Raw genomic sequence first — 14,442 nt, 5'->3', positions numbered from 1 at the left:
CTTGATTTTTTACATTAGTGAAGGGATGCAAAAATGGATATCAAAACTATTATGCCAATTGAATTTGAAATAGCTGAAACCGCGCCATTGTTCCATGAGTTACTCAATTTACGTGGTGCTGCGGGGCATCCTGCCATTGGGGTTGAACAGGCGGATCAACGGCAGACTCAGGCGCTATATTGGGTGACGGTTAGGCTTAAAGATAAGACTGAAAAGACGCGCGCCAATGTGGTAGCAACAGCCTGTGTGTATGGCGACAGACCAAGGCATTTAGCGATTGAAGATTTTATTGTGCTTCCTGAGTACCAACATTATGGGCTTGCTAAGATCATTTTAGAGCGTGTTATGGCCTTTGTTGATGAACGGGTTAATGCCGGCACTTGTGTCAGTATTAATGCCCATGGTGAAGATGAGCGCCTGTGTGCGGACTACGGTTTTGTGCATTCTCACTGCGCTAATCTGGGGCCAAACCTGCTAAAAATGTACCCTTAAACGTGGTGGCATTGCTTGGTTGCGTTAGTTTAGTGGCGGTATTGCAGTATTGTTGAGTAGCGTTAGCAATACCGCTAACCCACTTGAGGCCATTTGTGTCCCATTGTTCCTTATTTCCCATTTTTTAAAGGCGTTAATTCCCCTTCTGCGGTAGCATGTTTCAGTCAAATTGAGGATATTGAGATGGATCAGCAACAGCTTATCGATGCTGTTAATCAAACTATGCCCTTTGGTAAATATGCGGGAAGAAAATTACTCGAATTACCAGAGCCTTATCTTGTCTGGTTCCATAAGCAGGGTTTTCCACAGGGAAAGTTGGGTGAGCAGTTAGCCCTAATATATGAAATCAAGCTCAATGGCTTGGAGGGAATGTTAAAACCCCTGTTGAAATGAGTTCCCCTAGGGCGAAGAAAAATCATACTTTTGCGATAGGTGTTGTATTTCGTGATAGAGATTAGCGATTTATTGCTTTTAGCATGCTTTAATGGGGCATATTAGCAAAACAAAAGGAACGCAGGCATGATGGCAAAATGGGTAAAATTAGCGGCAGTAGCAACCTTAGCCTTAGGTATATCAAGTGCTTGGGCGCAGGGCGTGACTCATGAAGGTACTGTTGTTGATACTATGAATGGTGGCGGTTACACCTATGTACAGATTAAAGAAGCTGACACTACGTTTTGGGCCGCTGGTCCTCAAACTGAAGTGAGCAAGGGCGACAAAGTGGCTGTGGTTGAGCAAATGTGGATGAATGAATTCACCAGCAAGACCTTAAATCGCACCTTTGATAAGTTGCTTTTTGTGGGCCAAATCGAAAAGAAATAATCGATTAACCATAGTGATTAGTACAAGCTAGTCAGCCCATCGGCCTCGAATTCTTTCGGGGCCGACTTGTTTTTGAATGAGTTGTTTTTGAATGTGTAATTCTCTACCACCCTGGGCAAAAACGCGGCAGAATAGCCCCATTGCGTTTTAGGACTGGACTGACTGTGACTCCCCCTAACACTATTGAGATAGTGCCCTACCAATCTAAGTACGCCCGTCAAGTGAGCGAACTATTTCACTTTTGTGTGCACAATATAAAGCATGAGCGTTATCCGCCAGTTCTACTGAATGCTTGGTCCCAGGCGCCGAGATCCGCTAAGCATTGGCATTTGCGCCTAAGCCGTTCCCAAGCTTGGATTATTTTGGTGACAGATGCGGCAAGCTTCACTAAGATTTGTGTGGGATTTATCAATGTCGAAACCGATTTTCACCACAGTGGCGATATTGATAGCCTGTATATTCACCCAGATTGGCAGCGCCAAGGGTTAGGTGAGCTGGCCTATCGCCATTTAGAGTCCTGGGCTAGGTTGCAGGGATATTCGAGCTTAAGTGTGGATGCCTCTTATTTATCTAAGGGGTTGTTTACTAAGATGGGATTTACCCAAGTACAGCGAAGTTATCAGCAAAAGCTGGGGCAAGTGTTACCGAGCTTTTATATGATCAAAAAATGGTAATTGAACGGACTTATTCTGCCGTTATTGTCAACTGACATGCTTTAACCCATAGGAGTGACAGGATGCAGATACGCTTATTCTCCCCTAAGGATGTGGCGCAGGTTGCGACAGTATTTGATGCCAGTGTGATGGAAGGGGCACAGGAATATTATTCGCTAACCGAACGTTTGGCGTGGGCACAGCATCAAGGCGAGGCGCGCAGCGAATCCTATTGGCTAGCCAAACTGGAAGACACAACTACTTGGGTTGCTGAAGAGGGAGGGAAATTAGTTGGGTTTATTAACTTAAAGCCTTGTCCCGATACTGAAATTGACTCATTGGTTGCTGAGGTTGATTGCCTATTTGTGCACCCTGATTACAGCCGAGCAGGGGTTGCGACGCTCTTATATTTGGCATTATTGGAAGAGTCTAAAAAGCGTGGTTTTAAAAGGTTAACGGTTGAGGCTTCTTATCAAGCGCGGCCTTTCTTTGAGAAACACGGGTTTAACTGTATTCGCCGTAATGAGCTGCGCAGATTCTTAACGCCTGAAGATCAATTACAGGATAAAGCACAGATATTAGTCAATTTTAGCCTGATGTTGTCACTATCCAATTAGGCCCATGTCACTCTTTGGCTGAACCTTTAACATCGGCTAAACCCTCAACACCAACTGAATATAACAAAAAAACCGCCTTAGACTTGCTAGGCGGTTTTTTAGTAACGGTTTTCGGCTCACAGCTTTGAATCACTCCTTTTACGCTTTTGAATCAAGGCTTAGCTGTCGCTGTGGGTGTTTACCAATCCTATCTCGCACTCCATTATCAGGCTAAATCAAACACTAACGCGGTCACGGCACCTTGTGTCGCTGTAAATGTAATTGCATCTAGCCCCGTTAAATGGGAGCCATCCCCGGGAAGCATTTCACTGCCATTGATGCTCAACTGACCTTCGATTAATTGCACATACACATTGCGCTTTTTCTCAAGGTGCTCCAGCGTCGCTTGTTCGGCCGGGGCGAGTTTGAGCCGATATAAGGTCGCATCCTGCTGTACCTTCAAGGTGCCATTTTCCCCCTGTGGTGTCACGACAGGGGTCAGTGCCGATGTTTGCTCGAAGGCTTTTTGTTGATAACCCGCATCGATCCCTAGGGTGTCTGGGCGGATCCAAATCTGTAAAAAATGCAGCGGCTCAGTGTTTGAGGCATTAAACTCGCTGTGGTAAATACCTTTTCCCGCCGACATTAACTGAAACTCACCCGCAGGTAAGGTTTTGATGTTTCCGAAACTGTCTTTGTGGGCGATAGTGCCAGAAATCACGTAGCTGATGATCTCCATGTCTTTATGCCCATGGGTATCAAAACCTGCTCCCGGTGCCACTCTGTCATCATTGATCACCCTAAGGGATGAGATCCCCATATGCTCAGGATCATAGTAGCTAGCGAAAGAGAAGCTGTGTTGGCTCTTTAGCCAGCCTAAGTCAGCTTGACCGCGGTCCTGTGCTTTCCTGATTGTGATCATAGTATTCCCCCTTATTTGATACGGCTAGCGAATAGGTTATCTAGTGCGAACCTGCCGGCGCCAGAAATCGCCAGTGATGCCGTTGCCGCTAACAGGGCCAAACCAAATTCATAGCCGTTATTGGTAAGGAACAAGCCATTATCTATATGGACCGAGAAAATCGCTATTACCATAGTGAAGGATAGGACTAGGGCGGTTGGGCGAGTCAGCAGGCCAAATAACAGGAATAGGCCGCCGAAGAATTCGCTTGAACCCGCCATTAATGCCATTAAATAGCCAGGCGTCAGACCAATGGATGCCATCCATTGCCCCGTACCTTCTAAGCCATAGCCACCAAACCAACCAAATAGCTTTTGCGCGCCGTGGGCTAACAAGATTATGCCGATTGGAATACGCAGTGCCAGTGGTGCCAAGCTTGGAGCTGATGTCAGTGTTTTAGTGATAAGTGCTTTCATGGGGTATTCCTTATTTCAAATTATTTAATGAATGTGTAATGGCGATATTAACTCAGTGGTTTAATCCAGTTTTCGTTGCAGTTTCAGGATAACTGCTCCATTGCTAAGCAGTGTAGACTTGACCTTTGGTAAAGAAAATCGGAACATTTTCAATATCTATTTCAAATAATTTGAATGCGAGTTTTTTATGTTACCTATAATAAGTTTAGATGGTTTAATTGTGCTTGATGCCATTGATAAAAAAGGGAGTTTTTCGGCTGCGGCCGAATCGCTATTCAGGGTGCCATCGGCGCTGACCTACACAGTACAGAAACTCGAAAGCGATTTGGGGGTAAAATTATTTGAACGTAAGGGGCAAAGGGCGGAGTTGACCTTAGTCGGTCAGTTGGTTTTGCGCCAAGGGCGGGAGATCCTTGCTGCCACATCGAGGCTTGAGGAGGCGGTGCGACAGCTTGAAACTGGCTGGGAGTCCTCGTTAACCTTAGCCGTAGATACTGTAGTGCCGATTCTGCCCCTGTTACAGCTGGTCGGTGAATTTACCGAGTTGGGTAAGCAAGTCACAATCAATCTCAGCGAAGAGTCATTAGGTGGCGGCTGGGATGCGCTCTATTCGGGGCGGGCCGATATTGCCATTGGGGTCACGGGAGAATTACCCAAGGGGCAATACCATTTAGTGGAGATTGGTCAGTTTGAGTTTGTATTTGCACTTAGTCCATCCCATCCATTGGCGCAATATGGGCGCCCCATCCCCACCGAGGCTCTTTTGCAGTTTCCATCCATTGTGGTGGCCGATAGTTCTGTGGTTCTGGCGCAGCGTTCGAGTGGATTGTTTGATAGTCGCCAAGTTATTCGTGTGCCCAATATGCAGACCAAGATTAAAGCGCAGCAGTTAGGTTTAGGCGTTGGTTATATTCCAAAACACTTGATCTTAGATGCGTTGGCATCGGGGGAATTAGTTGCCTGTGAGGTTGATATCCCTAGGCCCCCTAAGGCGGTATTTTTAGCCTGGCGCAAGGGAAGCCAAGGTAAGGCGCTTGCCTGGTTTGCTGAGCGTTTACCCCATTGTAATTGGTTGTTTTAGCTATATTCTTATAATACTAAGCTAAGCCCTGACTATCAGGGCTTGCTCAACTCATTTCGCGGAAACGTTTAGCCGGAACGCTTTAAATGACTAGTGTAATGCACATGGGGGGATAAGAAATCCGCGAGATTAGGGGCCCGATTTAAAAAGCGAATAAATGCCTGCGGAAGGGTCAGAGACTCTATCGATTCCTGCCAACGTGCCTGCAATAGCGGGTGATAACCTTCTTTGCCCGCGGCGGTATAGGAGGTTGATACGCCAATGTATAAAGATTCTGGCTCGACGGGATACCAAAGTGACAGCCCGTCTTGTTGCATCATTTCCAATTTAAAAAGACGTTCACCTAGGGGGCGTCTACCATCGTAGTAATAGCGTAAACCGTAGGTGTAGGGGAAACTACCGGCTCCCGTGCCTCGAACACTATTGTTGGTGGCGGCATTAATGGCCGACTCCAGTGCCTGGTAGAGGAATTGGCCTTGGATTTCATATTTAACCAGCGGTAATTCAAAGGGTAACAATTGCCCCATCACATCGGCGAGGGTCAATTGCCCTTGGGCAACCGATTGGCGCACGCCGCCCGCATTATGCAGGGCAAAGTGAACCCTAGGATCTTCAATCTTGGCCTCTTGAAACATGCTGCGGCTCACCCAAGGGGCGATTTCACTGCCGTGGGGCAGGGCCTTGGACGGCAGGCGCGTGTGCACCAGATTTTTAGGTACTAGGGCTAAGACTTGGTTTTCCATCTCGGCGATGGCGGGTTTGTAGATATCCCGAATAATGCCTGTGATATCGGTATCGGCATCATCCCAAAAAATATTCGGATGTTGACTGAGCTGTTGGCGCACAGCTTGATAATCTTGGTCATCGACGGCGGTATTGGCACTTAAGATAAAATGCTGATCTAGCATAAAGTAGTTGCCACCGCTCAGGTTTATCGCCCGCCCTTCGGTATCAAACTCTATCTCGGCTAAGCCAACGACTTCGGCATATTTACCCGCATGCACTATCGGCGTGCCGTTAATGACTTCGCCATAGGGCAGGTTACTTAAACCTAGGGCGCGAAAATCCCCCTGTAGGGTATGGGTGTGTCCACCGACAATCAGGCTGATCCCCGAGACTTGCTCGGCGAGGCGTTTATCCTGATCTAAGCCTAAGTGGCTGAGCACTATGATGTGCTTAATCCCCTTGGCTTGCAGGTGTGCCACAGTTCGCGCCGTGGTACTGATGGCATCGACAAAATGAGTATCGGGATCGGGGCGAGCAATCTCCTTCATTTGATCCAGCGTAATGCCAATTATCGCTATCTTTGTATCGTAGAAGGGTTTAAGGAGATAAGTCGCTAATTGTGACTTTTCATCAAAGGCCAAAATATTGGGAACCGTGCGCAGACAGCCGAGTTTATTCACATCCTCTTGGCTTAAATCCATGTTACCCGCCAGCAAGGGAAAATCGATTTGTCTGGCAAAGTCGGCGAGGCGGGCATTGCCCTCATCGATGTCATGGTTACCTATCACCATGGCATCGGGGGCGAGCAAATTCAGCAGGTGAGCATTCGCTTTACCTTTAAAATGGCTGAAATAGAGCGTGCCTTGGAAACTGTCGCCGCCATGGAGGAATAAAAAGGGGATATTGCGCTGCGTTGCATGTTCACGGGCCTTGGCGATGTGATACCCAAGACGGGCATAACCACCGCTGTGGCTGGTGACATCTAGGGTTTTATGACCCACATTGAGGGTGAATTGCACGCGGCTCGGTTCAAAATTCGAATGTGTGTCGTTGATATGCGCGAGTGAAAGTCTGTAGCCCTGTGTCATAACGTACCTCTTTTACGGCGGGAGATTATAACCTTCTCCTCTAAAACAAGAAAGGGAGCTAAGCTCCCTTTACTTTAACAACCACTAAACCACCTAGTTTAACCCGATTTCGCTTCGTCATCCTCTGCGGCGGCTTCAAAGTCGCCGTCATCGGAGAGGCGAATACCCTTTTGTTTCATGCGTTTGGTCCAGAGTTTACGGGCCAATTGCTGCATGTCGGTCGCGGGGTCGTTTAAGTCGACAATCTCTAAGCCCAACATGGATTCAATAATATCTTCTTGAGTCACAATGCCTTGGCTACTACCGTACTCGTCGACCACCATAGCGATTTGAGTATTGCGTTTAATCATGCGCTCAAAGAGTGGCAAAATTTTTGCGGTTTCAGGCACGACAAATAAACTGCGTTTCAATTCACCTATCGGCATATCCGGGGTGTAACGCTCGGCCAGTAATACATCGGTACGGGTGATGTAACCGATAATATCGTCATGATCTTGATCGTAAACGGGAATACGGGTAAATGGCTTATCACGATATTCGCGCACGAACTCATTTTGCGTTAAATCCACAGGTAACGAGAACATCACAGTGCGGGGCGTCATGATGGCGGTCACGGGCATATCGCGCACCTTCAACATTTGGGTCAAAATTTTAGACTCTTGCTCATCGAGTTCGCCCGACTCATGGCCGATTTTCGCCATGGCACTCATTTCTTGACGGATATATTGGCCTTCTTCGCCTTTCCCTAAAAAGTGAGTGACCTTATGTGATAGCCAAATCAATGGCTGTGTGACTCGCTTCATCCACGTAATGGCAATGGAAACACTCGGTGCAAGGCGACGCCAATGGTTCGCTCCCACAGATTTAGGAATAATCTCCGAGAAGAACAAAATAATAAAGGTTAATACCCCGGAGAAAACGCCCAGCATGTCATCCCCAAATACTTTTGCCGCTTGGGCACCGGCAACGGCGGCACCTACAGTATGGGCAATGGTGTTTAAGGTGAGAATCGATACTAATGGTGCTTCGACGTTATCTTTGAGTTTGCGTAATCTTGCTGCCGCAGCAGGATCACTTTGCTCAAGTGAGGCGATATAACTAGGGGTAACCGAGAGCAAAACAGCTTCGAATACACTGCACAGAAAAGAAACCGCAACAGCGACAAGCACTATAATGATGAGGGTTAACATATAGGTGGTATTACAACTCCGTATTTTAGGCCAAAGTTAGCCCGCACAGATTCTACCATAGTCGAGTCGTGTTGCTGGCTAAAAAATTTTTGGGTCTGTATAATTCGCCGCCCTGTTGCAGGTTTTGGTGTTGAGGTGAGTGGTATGAGTGAAAAGAAGATCAATTTATTAGACCTTGATCGTAAGGCTATGCGTGCCTTATTTGCGGATCTCGGGGAGAAACCTTTCCGTGCCGATCAGCTCATGAAATGGATCTATCATTTCGGCGTCAGTGACTTCGAAGAAATGACCAACATCAATAAAGTGTTACGCCAAAAATTGGCGGCACGCTGTGAGATCGTGGCTCCCGAAATTTCCAGTTTCCAAAAATCCACCGATGGCACTATTAAGTTCGCCATTCATGTCGGTGATGGCCAAGAAGTCGAAACTGTCTACATTCCCGAAGATGATCGCGCCACGTTATGTGTGTCATCACAGGTGGGCTGTGCCCTTGAATGCACTTTCTGCTCCACCGCCCAGCAAGGTTTTAACCGTAACTTGACCGTATCTGAGATCGTGGGTCAAATCTGGCGCGTGTCACACTATTTAGGTTTTGCAAAGGACACCGGCGATCGCCCTATTACCAACGTGGTAATGATGGGCATGGGCGAGCCTCTGCTCAACTTAGCCAACGTCATTCCTGCGATGGATATTATGCTCGATGATTTTGGTTTTAGTTTATCAAAACGCCGCGTGACTCTGTCTACTTCGGGGGTTGTGCCTGCGCTGGATAAACTCGGCGACGCCTTAGATGTGGCTCTTGCTGTGAGTATTCACGCCCCTAACGATGAGCTACGTGACATCCTTGTGCCTGTGAATAAAAAATATCCATTGCAGGAGTTCCTTGCGGGGATCCGTCGCTACATTGCCAAATCGAATGCTAACCGTGGCCGCGTGACCGTTGAATATGTGATGCTCGATCATATCAACGACAGCACAGAGCAAGCCCACGAACTTGCTAAATTAATGAAAGATACCCCCTGTAAGATTAACCTGATTCCTTTTAACCCGTACCCAGGTTCTCCCTATGGCCGTTCATCAAACTCGAGAATCGATCGTTTTTCAAAGGTACTGATGGAATACGGTTTAACTGTGATAGTGCGTAAGACCCGCGGTGATGATATCGATGCCGCCTGTGGGCAGTTAGCGGGAGATATTCGCGACAGAACTAAGCGTTTGGCAAAAAAACGCATGCAAGAAAATCAGATTTCAGTCACAATGAATTAACTCTTTGTTTGCACAGATTTATAGGCTTGCCCATGAAGCATGGATTGTCAGGGTTTTCATTAGCACTTGCGCTGTCATTGTTGATGACGGGGTGTGTGACTGAGCGCACCTATTCAGGAACAGATATTCCAGTTTCGGAGCGGAAATTAGATAGTGTTGCCGCCGCTCGGGAACGTATGCAGCTCGGCTTAACCTATTTGAATCGAGGTAACTCGGAACAAGCTAAATATAATCTTGATAAAGCAATAGAATATGCGCCAGAGCTGGAAGATGTCCATATCGCGATGGCCTATTACTACCAAACCGTAGGAGATCTCGTTCGCACTGAACAGTCGTACCAAGACGCGATCAGTTCTAAGGATGTCTCCGGTGATTCCATGAATAACTTTGGGGTGTTTTTGTGTCAACAAAAGCAATACGAAAAAGCTGAAAAAATGTTTTTGGCCGCAATAGAAATGCCCAAATATACGCGAACCGCATCGAGTTATGAAAACTTAGGTCTTTGTAGCCGGCAAGCGGGAAAAGCAGAAAAGGCACGACAGTATTTTCAGATGGCGTTAAAGTATGACCCGAGACGCTCGGTGTCATTGATGGAGTTGACTCAGCTTGAAGTTGAACAGGGTGATTTTATTAAGGCGCGTAATCAACTCGCGCAATATCACCAAGTGGCAGCCCAGACTCCAGAGAGTTTAGCGCTCGGAATAAAAATAGAGCAGGCGATGAATGATGATGCTGCGGTTAAGAAATTTGGTATTTTATTGCTTGCCAAATTTCCAGCATCACCTCAGGCCAAGCAATACAGAGTTAATTTGCATCAATGAAAGATCAAGACATAAATGCGCCAGTTGCCCCCGTTGAATCTAGTGAAATCGAGTCGACGGCGCCTGATGTAACGCTTGGAAGTGTATTAAAAGCCGCCCGTGAAAAAATGGGGCTAAGTATCGCCGACACTGCGGTGAAACTACATCTACGTCCCCGTATTGTGGAAGATATTGAAGCTAACAATTTCATCAATATTGCTTCTTCCACTTATGTTCGTGGCTATGTCAAAAACTATGCGCGAATGGTGGGTGTTGATATCCAGCTCATCGAGGCCTGTCTTGCAAGGCAAGTCCCTTCAGTGACTGAGCCTGCCATGCAGAGTTTTTCACGCAAGACGACCTATCAAGCTCGTGACACTAAATTAAAGTGGCTGAGCTTTTTTATTGTTATCGTGTTGCTTGGATTGCTCGTGGTGTGGTGGATGCAAAAATCGACCTTGTTAACCCATGTTGATGTGTCGCAACCGACCGTAGAGGAAGTGGCTGCAGCCAATCAAACCCTACCTGGGGATGTGCTGCTGACCGAAACCGATGCGAGTCAGCAATTGACTGAAATAGCCGCTAACGGCTCTATGTCAATCGACGGTCCGGTTAAAGATACCGATGCCAGCACTATCGACGCAAACGCTATCGATGTGAGCACTGGACCTACGGATAATACTTATCCTGCAACAGCGGATACAAGCAATGAGGATGGTGGCACTGCTATCACTGCCACCACAGTGCCGCAAACTGCCGCCCCTGTGGTTCAACAGCCCGCGCTAACACCTGCAGCTTCAACACCAACTTCTTCAACATCCGTTGCTTCCACACCAACGGCCACCGCAGTAAACAGTCCGGTTATCGCTGCGGGACAATCGATTATTGATATTCAGCTAACCGGTGATTGCTGGATAAATATTGTCGATGCAAAAGGCAAAGCCTTAGTCGATGGTGTTAAAGGCGCTGGCGTTGCAGTGCAAGTGAGCGGTGTACCACCGTTTAAGATTATTTTAGGCGCGCCCCATGTGGCGACCTTAAGCTTAGATGGTCAAATGGTTAGCTTAGCGGACTTCCCCAAAGGCCGTGTCGCGCGTTTGACCTTGCCTAAAGCCTAACGACCGCGTAATCATCTGCAGAACGTACCGAAATAGAGTGTATTTAGCATGTATAATGAAACTCCCATAAAAAGACGTCCTTCAACCCGCATTTATGTGGGGAATGTGCCGATTGGTGATGGGGCGCCGATTGCCGTTCAGTCTATGACTAATACTAAGACGACCGATGTAGAGGCAACCGTTGCCCAAATTCGCGCCTTAGAGAAAGTGGGTGCCGACATAGTACGCGTGTCAGTACCGACTATGGATGCCGCAGAAGCCTTTAAAATCATTAAACAATCAGTGAACGTGCCCTTAGTCGCCGACATCCATTTTGACTATCGTATCGCCTTAAAAGTGGCCGAATACGGTGTTGATTGTCTGCGTATTAATCCAGGCAACATTGGTAATGAAGAACGCATTCGCAGTGTGGTTGAGTGCGCCCGGGATAAAAATATCCCGATCCGTATTGGCGTCAATGGCGGTTCATTAGAAAAAGATTTAATGGATAAATACAAGGAGCCGACCCCCGAGGCCCTGCTCGAATCGGCGATGCGCCACGTGGATATTTTAGATCGCATGAACTTCGACCAATTTAAGGTCAGTGTTAAGGCGTCAGATGTGTTCTTGGCGGTTGAATCCTATCGTTTATTGGCCAAACAAATCCGCCAGCCGCTGCATTTAGGTATTACTGAGGCGGGTGGTGCTCGCGCAGGTTCTGTGAAGTCGGCCGTCGGTTTAGGCATGTTATTGGCCGAAGGCATAGGTGACACCCTACGTATTTCCCTTGCCGCCGATCCCGTTGAAGAAATCAAAGTTGGTTTTGATATTTTAAAGTCGCTGCGCATTCGTAGCCGTGGGATTAATTTTATCGCCTGCCCATCCTGTTCACGCCAAGAGTTTGATGTCATTAGTACAGTGAATGAATTAGAGCGCCGCTTAGAAGATGTGACCACAGCGATGGATGTGTCTATTATCGGCTGCGTAGTGAATGGCCCTGGCGAGGCTTTAGTGTCGCATATTGGTTTGACCGGTGGACACAATAAGAGTGGCTACTACGATGAAGGCGAGCGTCAAAAAGAACGTTTCGATAACGACAATTTAGTCGATTCCCTCGAGGCGAAAATTCGCGCTAAGGCGAGCCAGATGGCAAACCGCATCCAAGTGAAAGATACAACCGAGTAAAATCCAGACGTTAAGCTTAGTTATTACCGCTAAGGCTTGAGCTAGACCCCGAAACCGACGGGGTCATTTTACGTTTAGTATTGAAAAGCCTATAATGCCTGACATTTTTTATTAATTTAGCGAAATCGGACGAGTCGACACAGTGGCAAAACAGATCCAAGCGATTCGCGGAATGAACGACATTCTGCCAACTCAAAGTCCTCTATGGCAAAAAGTGGAAGCGGTACTGCGTTCAAGCGTCAGTGCTTACGGTTACAGCGAAATTCGCACTCCGATAGTGGAAAACACCGAACTTTTCAAACGCTCTATCGGTGAAGTTACTGATATCGTTGAAAAAGAAATGTATACCTTCGAAGATAACAACGGTGACAGCTTAACGCTGCGCCCAGAAGGTACGGCATCGACAGTGCGTGCGGGTAACGAAAATGGTCTGCTGTATAACCAAGAACAACGTCTTTGGTATATGGGCCCTATGTTCCGCCATGAGCGCCCACAAAAAGGCCGCTATCGCCAATTTAACCAGTTTGGTGTCGAAGTCTATGGCATAGGCACGGCCGATATCGATGCTGAAGTCTTGATGCTATCTGCCCGCCTGTGGGAAAAGCTTGGCATTAGCGAGCATGTCTCATTAGAGTTAAATACCTTAGGTGATCCCGCCGAGCGCGCTGTTTACCGTGATGCCCTGATTGCGTTTTTAGAGCAGCATAAAGACGCCCTCGATGAAGACAGCAAGCGTCGCATGTACAGCAATCCGCTGCGGGTTTTGGATTCAAAAGATCAAAATGTTCAAGCTATATTGGCCAATGCCCCTGAGTTAATGGATTTTCTCGGTGAAGAATCGAAGGCACATTTTTCACAATTGCGTGAACTACTTGATGCTATAGGTATCAAATACACCATTAATCCGCGCCTAGTCCGTGGGTTAGATTACTATAATCGCACTGTATTTGAATGGGTTACATCTAGTTTAGGCTCACAAGGCACTGTACTTGCGGGTGGTCGCTACGATGGTTTAGTCGCCCAATTAGGCGGCAAAGATACTCCTGCAGTCGGTTTTGCCATGGGCTTAGAGCGCATTATACTGCTGCTTGAAACCTTAGAACTGAACAAAGATATTCCGCCTGAGGTGGATGTGTATGTCACGGCTATGGGTGATAGCTGTCTGGTTGAAGCCATCAAGGTCGCGCAGGAATTACGTTCCGCATTACCCACGCTTAAGGTGATGAGCCACTGCGGTGGCGGCAACGTGAAAAAACAAATGAAGCGCGCCGATAAAAGCGGTGCTCAAGTGGCCTTACTGATCGGCGAAGAAGAATTGGCTGAAGGTATGGTAACGGTTAAACATTTACGCAATAACATCGAACAACAACGGGTAGCGCGAAGTGCATTAAGTGCATTTTTAGCTGAACTGGCAATTAAGTGACAGATCATATAAGGGGACGTGCGCGTGGAAATTTATAGCACAGAAGAACAACAAGTAGATGCTATCAAGCAATTTTGGAAAGACTATGGAACGTCAATTTTAATTGGTGCTGTCGTTGGTTTAGGCGGCCTATACAGTTGGAATTATTACTCCGACATGAAAGTCGCGCAGGCGGAAGAAGCATCGCAGGCTTTCCAAACCTTGACCACTAAATCAAGCGACGAAGCCGCTATGCTGGCGGGTGTGGCCGAGTTTTCTAAAAACCATGATCAAAAGGGTTATCTGGCCCTGTTAGATTTGATCGTGGCAAAAACCGCGGTAGAAGCTAAGGATTATGCGAAGGCCGAAGAAGCACTTAAAAAAGTCATCGCCGCTAAACCTGGTGCGGGTTTAGACATGATTGCGACCTTACGTTTAGCGCGAGTACAAGCCGAGCAAGGTCAAATGGACACAGCTTTAGCCACCTTAGAACAAGTGACTGACAAAGCATTTTTAGCTCAACGTGAAGAATTAAAAGGCGATTTCTTCGTGCGTAAAGGTGAAGCTGATAAAGCGAAAACGGCTTATCAAGCAGCAGTTGATAATGGCGGAGTGGTCACTAGCCCTGCGCTTAAAATCAAACTTGATAACCTAAATCAGGCATAAG

General features: G+C 47.2%; 16 protein-coding genes. 12 read left to right on the top strand and 4 right to left on the bottom strand.

What is annotated here, in order from left to right:
* Positions 1 to 33: 33 nt before the first annotated feature.
* The 5 genes from JFT56_RS13600 to JFT56_RS13580 all read left to right on the top strand — a co-directional run bounded on the left by JFT56_RS13600 (position 34) and on the right by JFT56_RS13580 (position 2,584).
* Positions 34 to 492 (top strand): GNAT family N-acetyltransferase, encoded by a 459-nt coding sequence (locus JFT56_RS13600; protein ID WP_198780600.1) that lies wholly within the window; start codon positions 34 to 36, stop codon positions 490 to 492.
* 183 nt (positions 493 to 675) lie between these two features.
* A complete protein-coding gene (locus JFT56_RS13595; protein ID WP_198780599.1) occupies positions 676 to 885 on the top strand; it encodes a DUF3820 family protein in 210 nt (69 codons plus the stop codon).
* Between the two features lie 126 nt (positions 886 to 1,011).
* Positions 1,012 to 1,314 (top strand): NrfJ, encoded by a 303-nt coding sequence (locus tag JFT56_RS13590; RefSeq protein WP_198780598.1) that lies wholly within the window; start codon positions 1,012 to 1,014, stop codon positions 1,312 to 1,314.
* Between the two features lie 164 nt (positions 1,315 to 1,478).
* Positions 1,479 to 1,988: a GNAT family N-acetyltransferase gene (locus JFT56_RS13585; protein ID WP_233095520.1), complete on the top strand. Its 510-nt coding sequence runs from the start codon at positions 1,479 to 1,481 to the stop codon at positions 1,986 to 1,988.
* Between the two features lie 62 nt (positions 1,989 to 2,050).
* Positions 2,051 to 2,584 carry a GNAT family N-acetyltransferase gene (locus tag JFT56_RS13580; protein WP_198780597.1) on the top strand — a complete coding sequence of 178 codons (534 nt, stop codon included), beginning with the start codon at positions 2,051 to 2,053 and terminating at the stop codon, positions 2,582 to 2,584.
* A 205-nt stretch (positions 2,585 to 2,789) separates the two neighbouring features.
* Here JFT56_RS13580 and JFT56_RS13575 read toward each other — a convergent pair whose 3' ends face one another.
* Together JFT56_RS13575 and JFT56_RS13570 are read right to left on the bottom strand one after the other, a co-directional pair.
* Positions 2,790 to 3,485 (bottom strand): pirin family protein, encoded by a 696-nt coding sequence (locus JFT56_RS13575; RefSeq protein ID WP_198780596.1) that lies wholly within the window; start codon positions 3,483 to 3,485, stop codon positions 2,790 to 2,792.
* An 11-nt stretch (positions 3,486 to 3,496) separates the two neighbouring features.
* Positions 3,497 to 3,940 (bottom strand): DoxX family protein, encoded by a 444-nt coding sequence (locus JFT56_RS13570; protein ID WP_198780595.1) that lies wholly within the window; start codon positions 3,938 to 3,940, stop codon positions 3,497 to 3,499.
* 187 nt (positions 3,941 to 4,127) lie between these two features.
* On the opposite strand from JFT56_RS13570, the gene JFT56_RS13565 reads away from it, so the two are divergent.
* The gene (locus JFT56_RS13565) at positions 4,128 to 5,021 is read left to right on the top strand and encodes a LysR substrate-binding domain-containing protein (protein ID WP_198780594.1); all 894 of its coding nucleotides are present in this window, start codon (positions 4,128 to 4,130) and stop codon (positions 5,019 to 5,021) included.
* A gap of 68 nt (positions 5,022 to 5,089) precedes the next feature.
* On the opposite strand, the gene JFT56_RS13560 is transcribed toward JFT56_RS13565, so the two are convergent.
* Positions 5,090 to 6,835, bottom strand: a complete 1,746-nt coding sequence (locus JFT56_RS13560) for a bifunctional metallophosphatase/5'-nucleotidase (RefSeq protein ID WP_198780593.1) — start codon at positions 6,833 to 6,835, stop codon at positions 5,090 to 5,092.
* A gap of 98 nt (positions 6,836 to 6,933) precedes the next feature.
* Positions 6,934 to 8,025, bottom strand: a complete 1,092-nt coding sequence (locus tag JFT56_RS13555) for a CNNM domain-containing protein (protein WP_198780592.1) — start codon at positions 8,023 to 8,025, stop codon at positions 6,934 to 6,936.
* A 144-nt stretch (positions 8,026 to 8,169) separates the two neighbouring features.
* Between JFT56_RS13555 and JFT56_RS13550 the strand changes: the two genes are divergently transcribed.
* From JFT56_RS13550 to JFT56_RS13525, 6 genes are all read left to right on the top strand, one after another.
* Positions 8,170 to 9,291: a bifunctional tRNA (adenosine(37)-C2)-methyltransferase TrmG/ribosomal RNA large subunit methyltransferase RlmN gene (locus JFT56_RS13550; RefSeq protein WP_198780591.1), complete on the top strand. Its 1,122-nt coding sequence runs from the start codon at positions 8,170 to 8,172 to the stop codon at positions 9,289 to 9,291.
* A gap of 32 nt (positions 9,292 to 9,323) precedes the next feature.
* Positions 9,324 to 10,112 carry a type IV pilus biogenesis/stability protein PilW gene (gene pilW / locus JFT56_RS13545; RefSeq protein ID WP_198780590.1) on the top strand — a complete coding sequence of 263 codons (789 nt, stop codon included), beginning with the start codon at positions 9,324 to 9,326 and terminating at the stop codon, positions 10,110 to 10,112.
* Positions 10,109 to 11,209: a RodZ domain-containing protein gene (locus JFT56_RS13540; protein ID WP_198780589.1), complete on the top strand. Its 1,101-nt coding sequence runs from the start codon at positions 10,109 to 10,111 to the stop codon at positions 11,207 to 11,209. The genes pilW and JFT56_RS13540 overlap by 4 nt, the downstream gene beginning before the upstream one ends.
* A 48-nt stretch (positions 11,210 to 11,257) precedes the next feature.
* Complete coding sequence (gene ispG / locus JFT56_RS13535) at positions 11,258 to 12,373, top strand: flavodoxin-dependent (E)-4-hydroxy-3-methylbut-2-enyl-diphosphate synthase (RefSeq protein ID WP_198780588.1); 1,116 nt, start codon at positions 11,258 to 11,260, stop codon at positions 12,371 to 12,373.
* 142 nt (positions 12,374 to 12,515) lie between these two features.
* Positions 12,516 to 13,796: a histidine--tRNA ligase gene (gene hisS, locus JFT56_RS13530; protein WP_198780587.1), complete on the top strand. Its 1,281-nt coding sequence runs from the start codon at positions 12,516 to 12,518 to the stop codon at positions 13,794 to 13,796.
* A 24-nt stretch (positions 13,797 to 13,820) separates the two neighbouring features.
* Positions 13,821 to 14,441, top strand: a complete 621-nt coding sequence (locus JFT56_RS13525) for a tetratricopeptide repeat protein (RefSeq protein ID WP_198780586.1) — start codon at positions 13,821 to 13,823, stop codon at positions 14,439 to 14,441.
* Position 14,442: the final 1 nt, after the last annotated feature.

Origin of the sequence: Shewanella putrefaciens, from assembly GCF_016406305.1 — a bacterium.
Taxonomy (GTDB): Bacteria; Pseudomonadota; Gammaproteobacteria; order Enterobacterales; family Shewanellaceae; genus Shewanella; species Shewanella putrefaciens_C.
The sequence above is the reverse complement of the archived record's forward strand: the minus strand, read 5'-3'. Positions and strand labels throughout refer to the sequence as shown.

Excerpts from the sequence above, each read along its gene's own strand:
- JFT56_RS13600 (WP_198780600.1), top strand. The coding sequence starts at position 34 with ATGGATATCAAAACTATTATGCCAATTGAATTTGAAATAGCTGAAACC.
- JFT56_RS13595 (WP_198780599.1), top strand. The coding sequence starts at position 676 with ATGGATCAGCAACAGCTTATCGATGCTGTTAATCAAACTATGCCCTTT.
- JFT56_RS13590 (WP_198780598.1), top strand. The coding sequence starts at position 1,012 with ATGATGGCAAAATGGGTAAAATTAGCGGCAGTAGCAACCTTAGCCTTA.
- JFT56_RS13580 (WP_198780597.1), top strand. The coding sequence starts at position 2,051 with ATGCAGATACGCTTATTCTCCCCTAAGGATGTGGCGCAGGTTGCGACA.
- JFT56_RS13575 (WP_198780596.1), bottom strand. The coding sequence starts at position 3,485 with ATGATCACAATCAGGAAAGCACAGGACCGCGGTCAAGCTGACTTAGGC.
- JFT56_RS13570 (WP_198780595.1), bottom strand. The coding sequence starts at position 3,940 with ATGAAAGCACTTATCACTAAAACACTGACATCAGCTCCAAGCTTGGCA.
- JFT56_RS13565 (WP_198780594.1), top strand. The coding sequence starts at position 4,128 with ATGTTACCTATAATAAGTTTAGATGGTTTAATTGTGCTTGATGCCATT.
- JFT56_RS13560 (WP_198780593.1), bottom strand. The coding sequence starts at position 6,835 with ATGACACAGGGCTACAGACTTTCACTCGCGCATATCAACGACACACAT.
- JFT56_RS13555 (WP_198780592.1), bottom strand. The coding sequence starts at position 8,025 with ATGTTAACCCTCATCATTATAGTGCTTGTCGCTGTTGCGGTTTCTTTT.
- JFT56_RS13550 (WP_198780591.1), top strand. The coding sequence starts at position 8,170 with ATGAGTGAAAAGAAGATCAATTTATTAGACCTTGATCGTAAGGCTATG.
- pilW (WP_198780590.1), top strand. The coding sequence starts at position 9,324 with ATGAAGCATGGATTGTCAGGGTTTTCATTAGCACTTGCGCTGTCATTG.
- JFT56_RS13540 (WP_198780589.1), top strand. The coding sequence starts at position 10,109 with ATGAAAGATCAAGACATAAATGCGCCAGTTGCCCCCGTTGAATCTAGT.
- ispG (WP_198780588.1), top strand. The coding sequence starts at position 11,258 with ATGTATAATGAAACTCCCATAAAAAGACGTCCTTCAACCCGCATTTAT.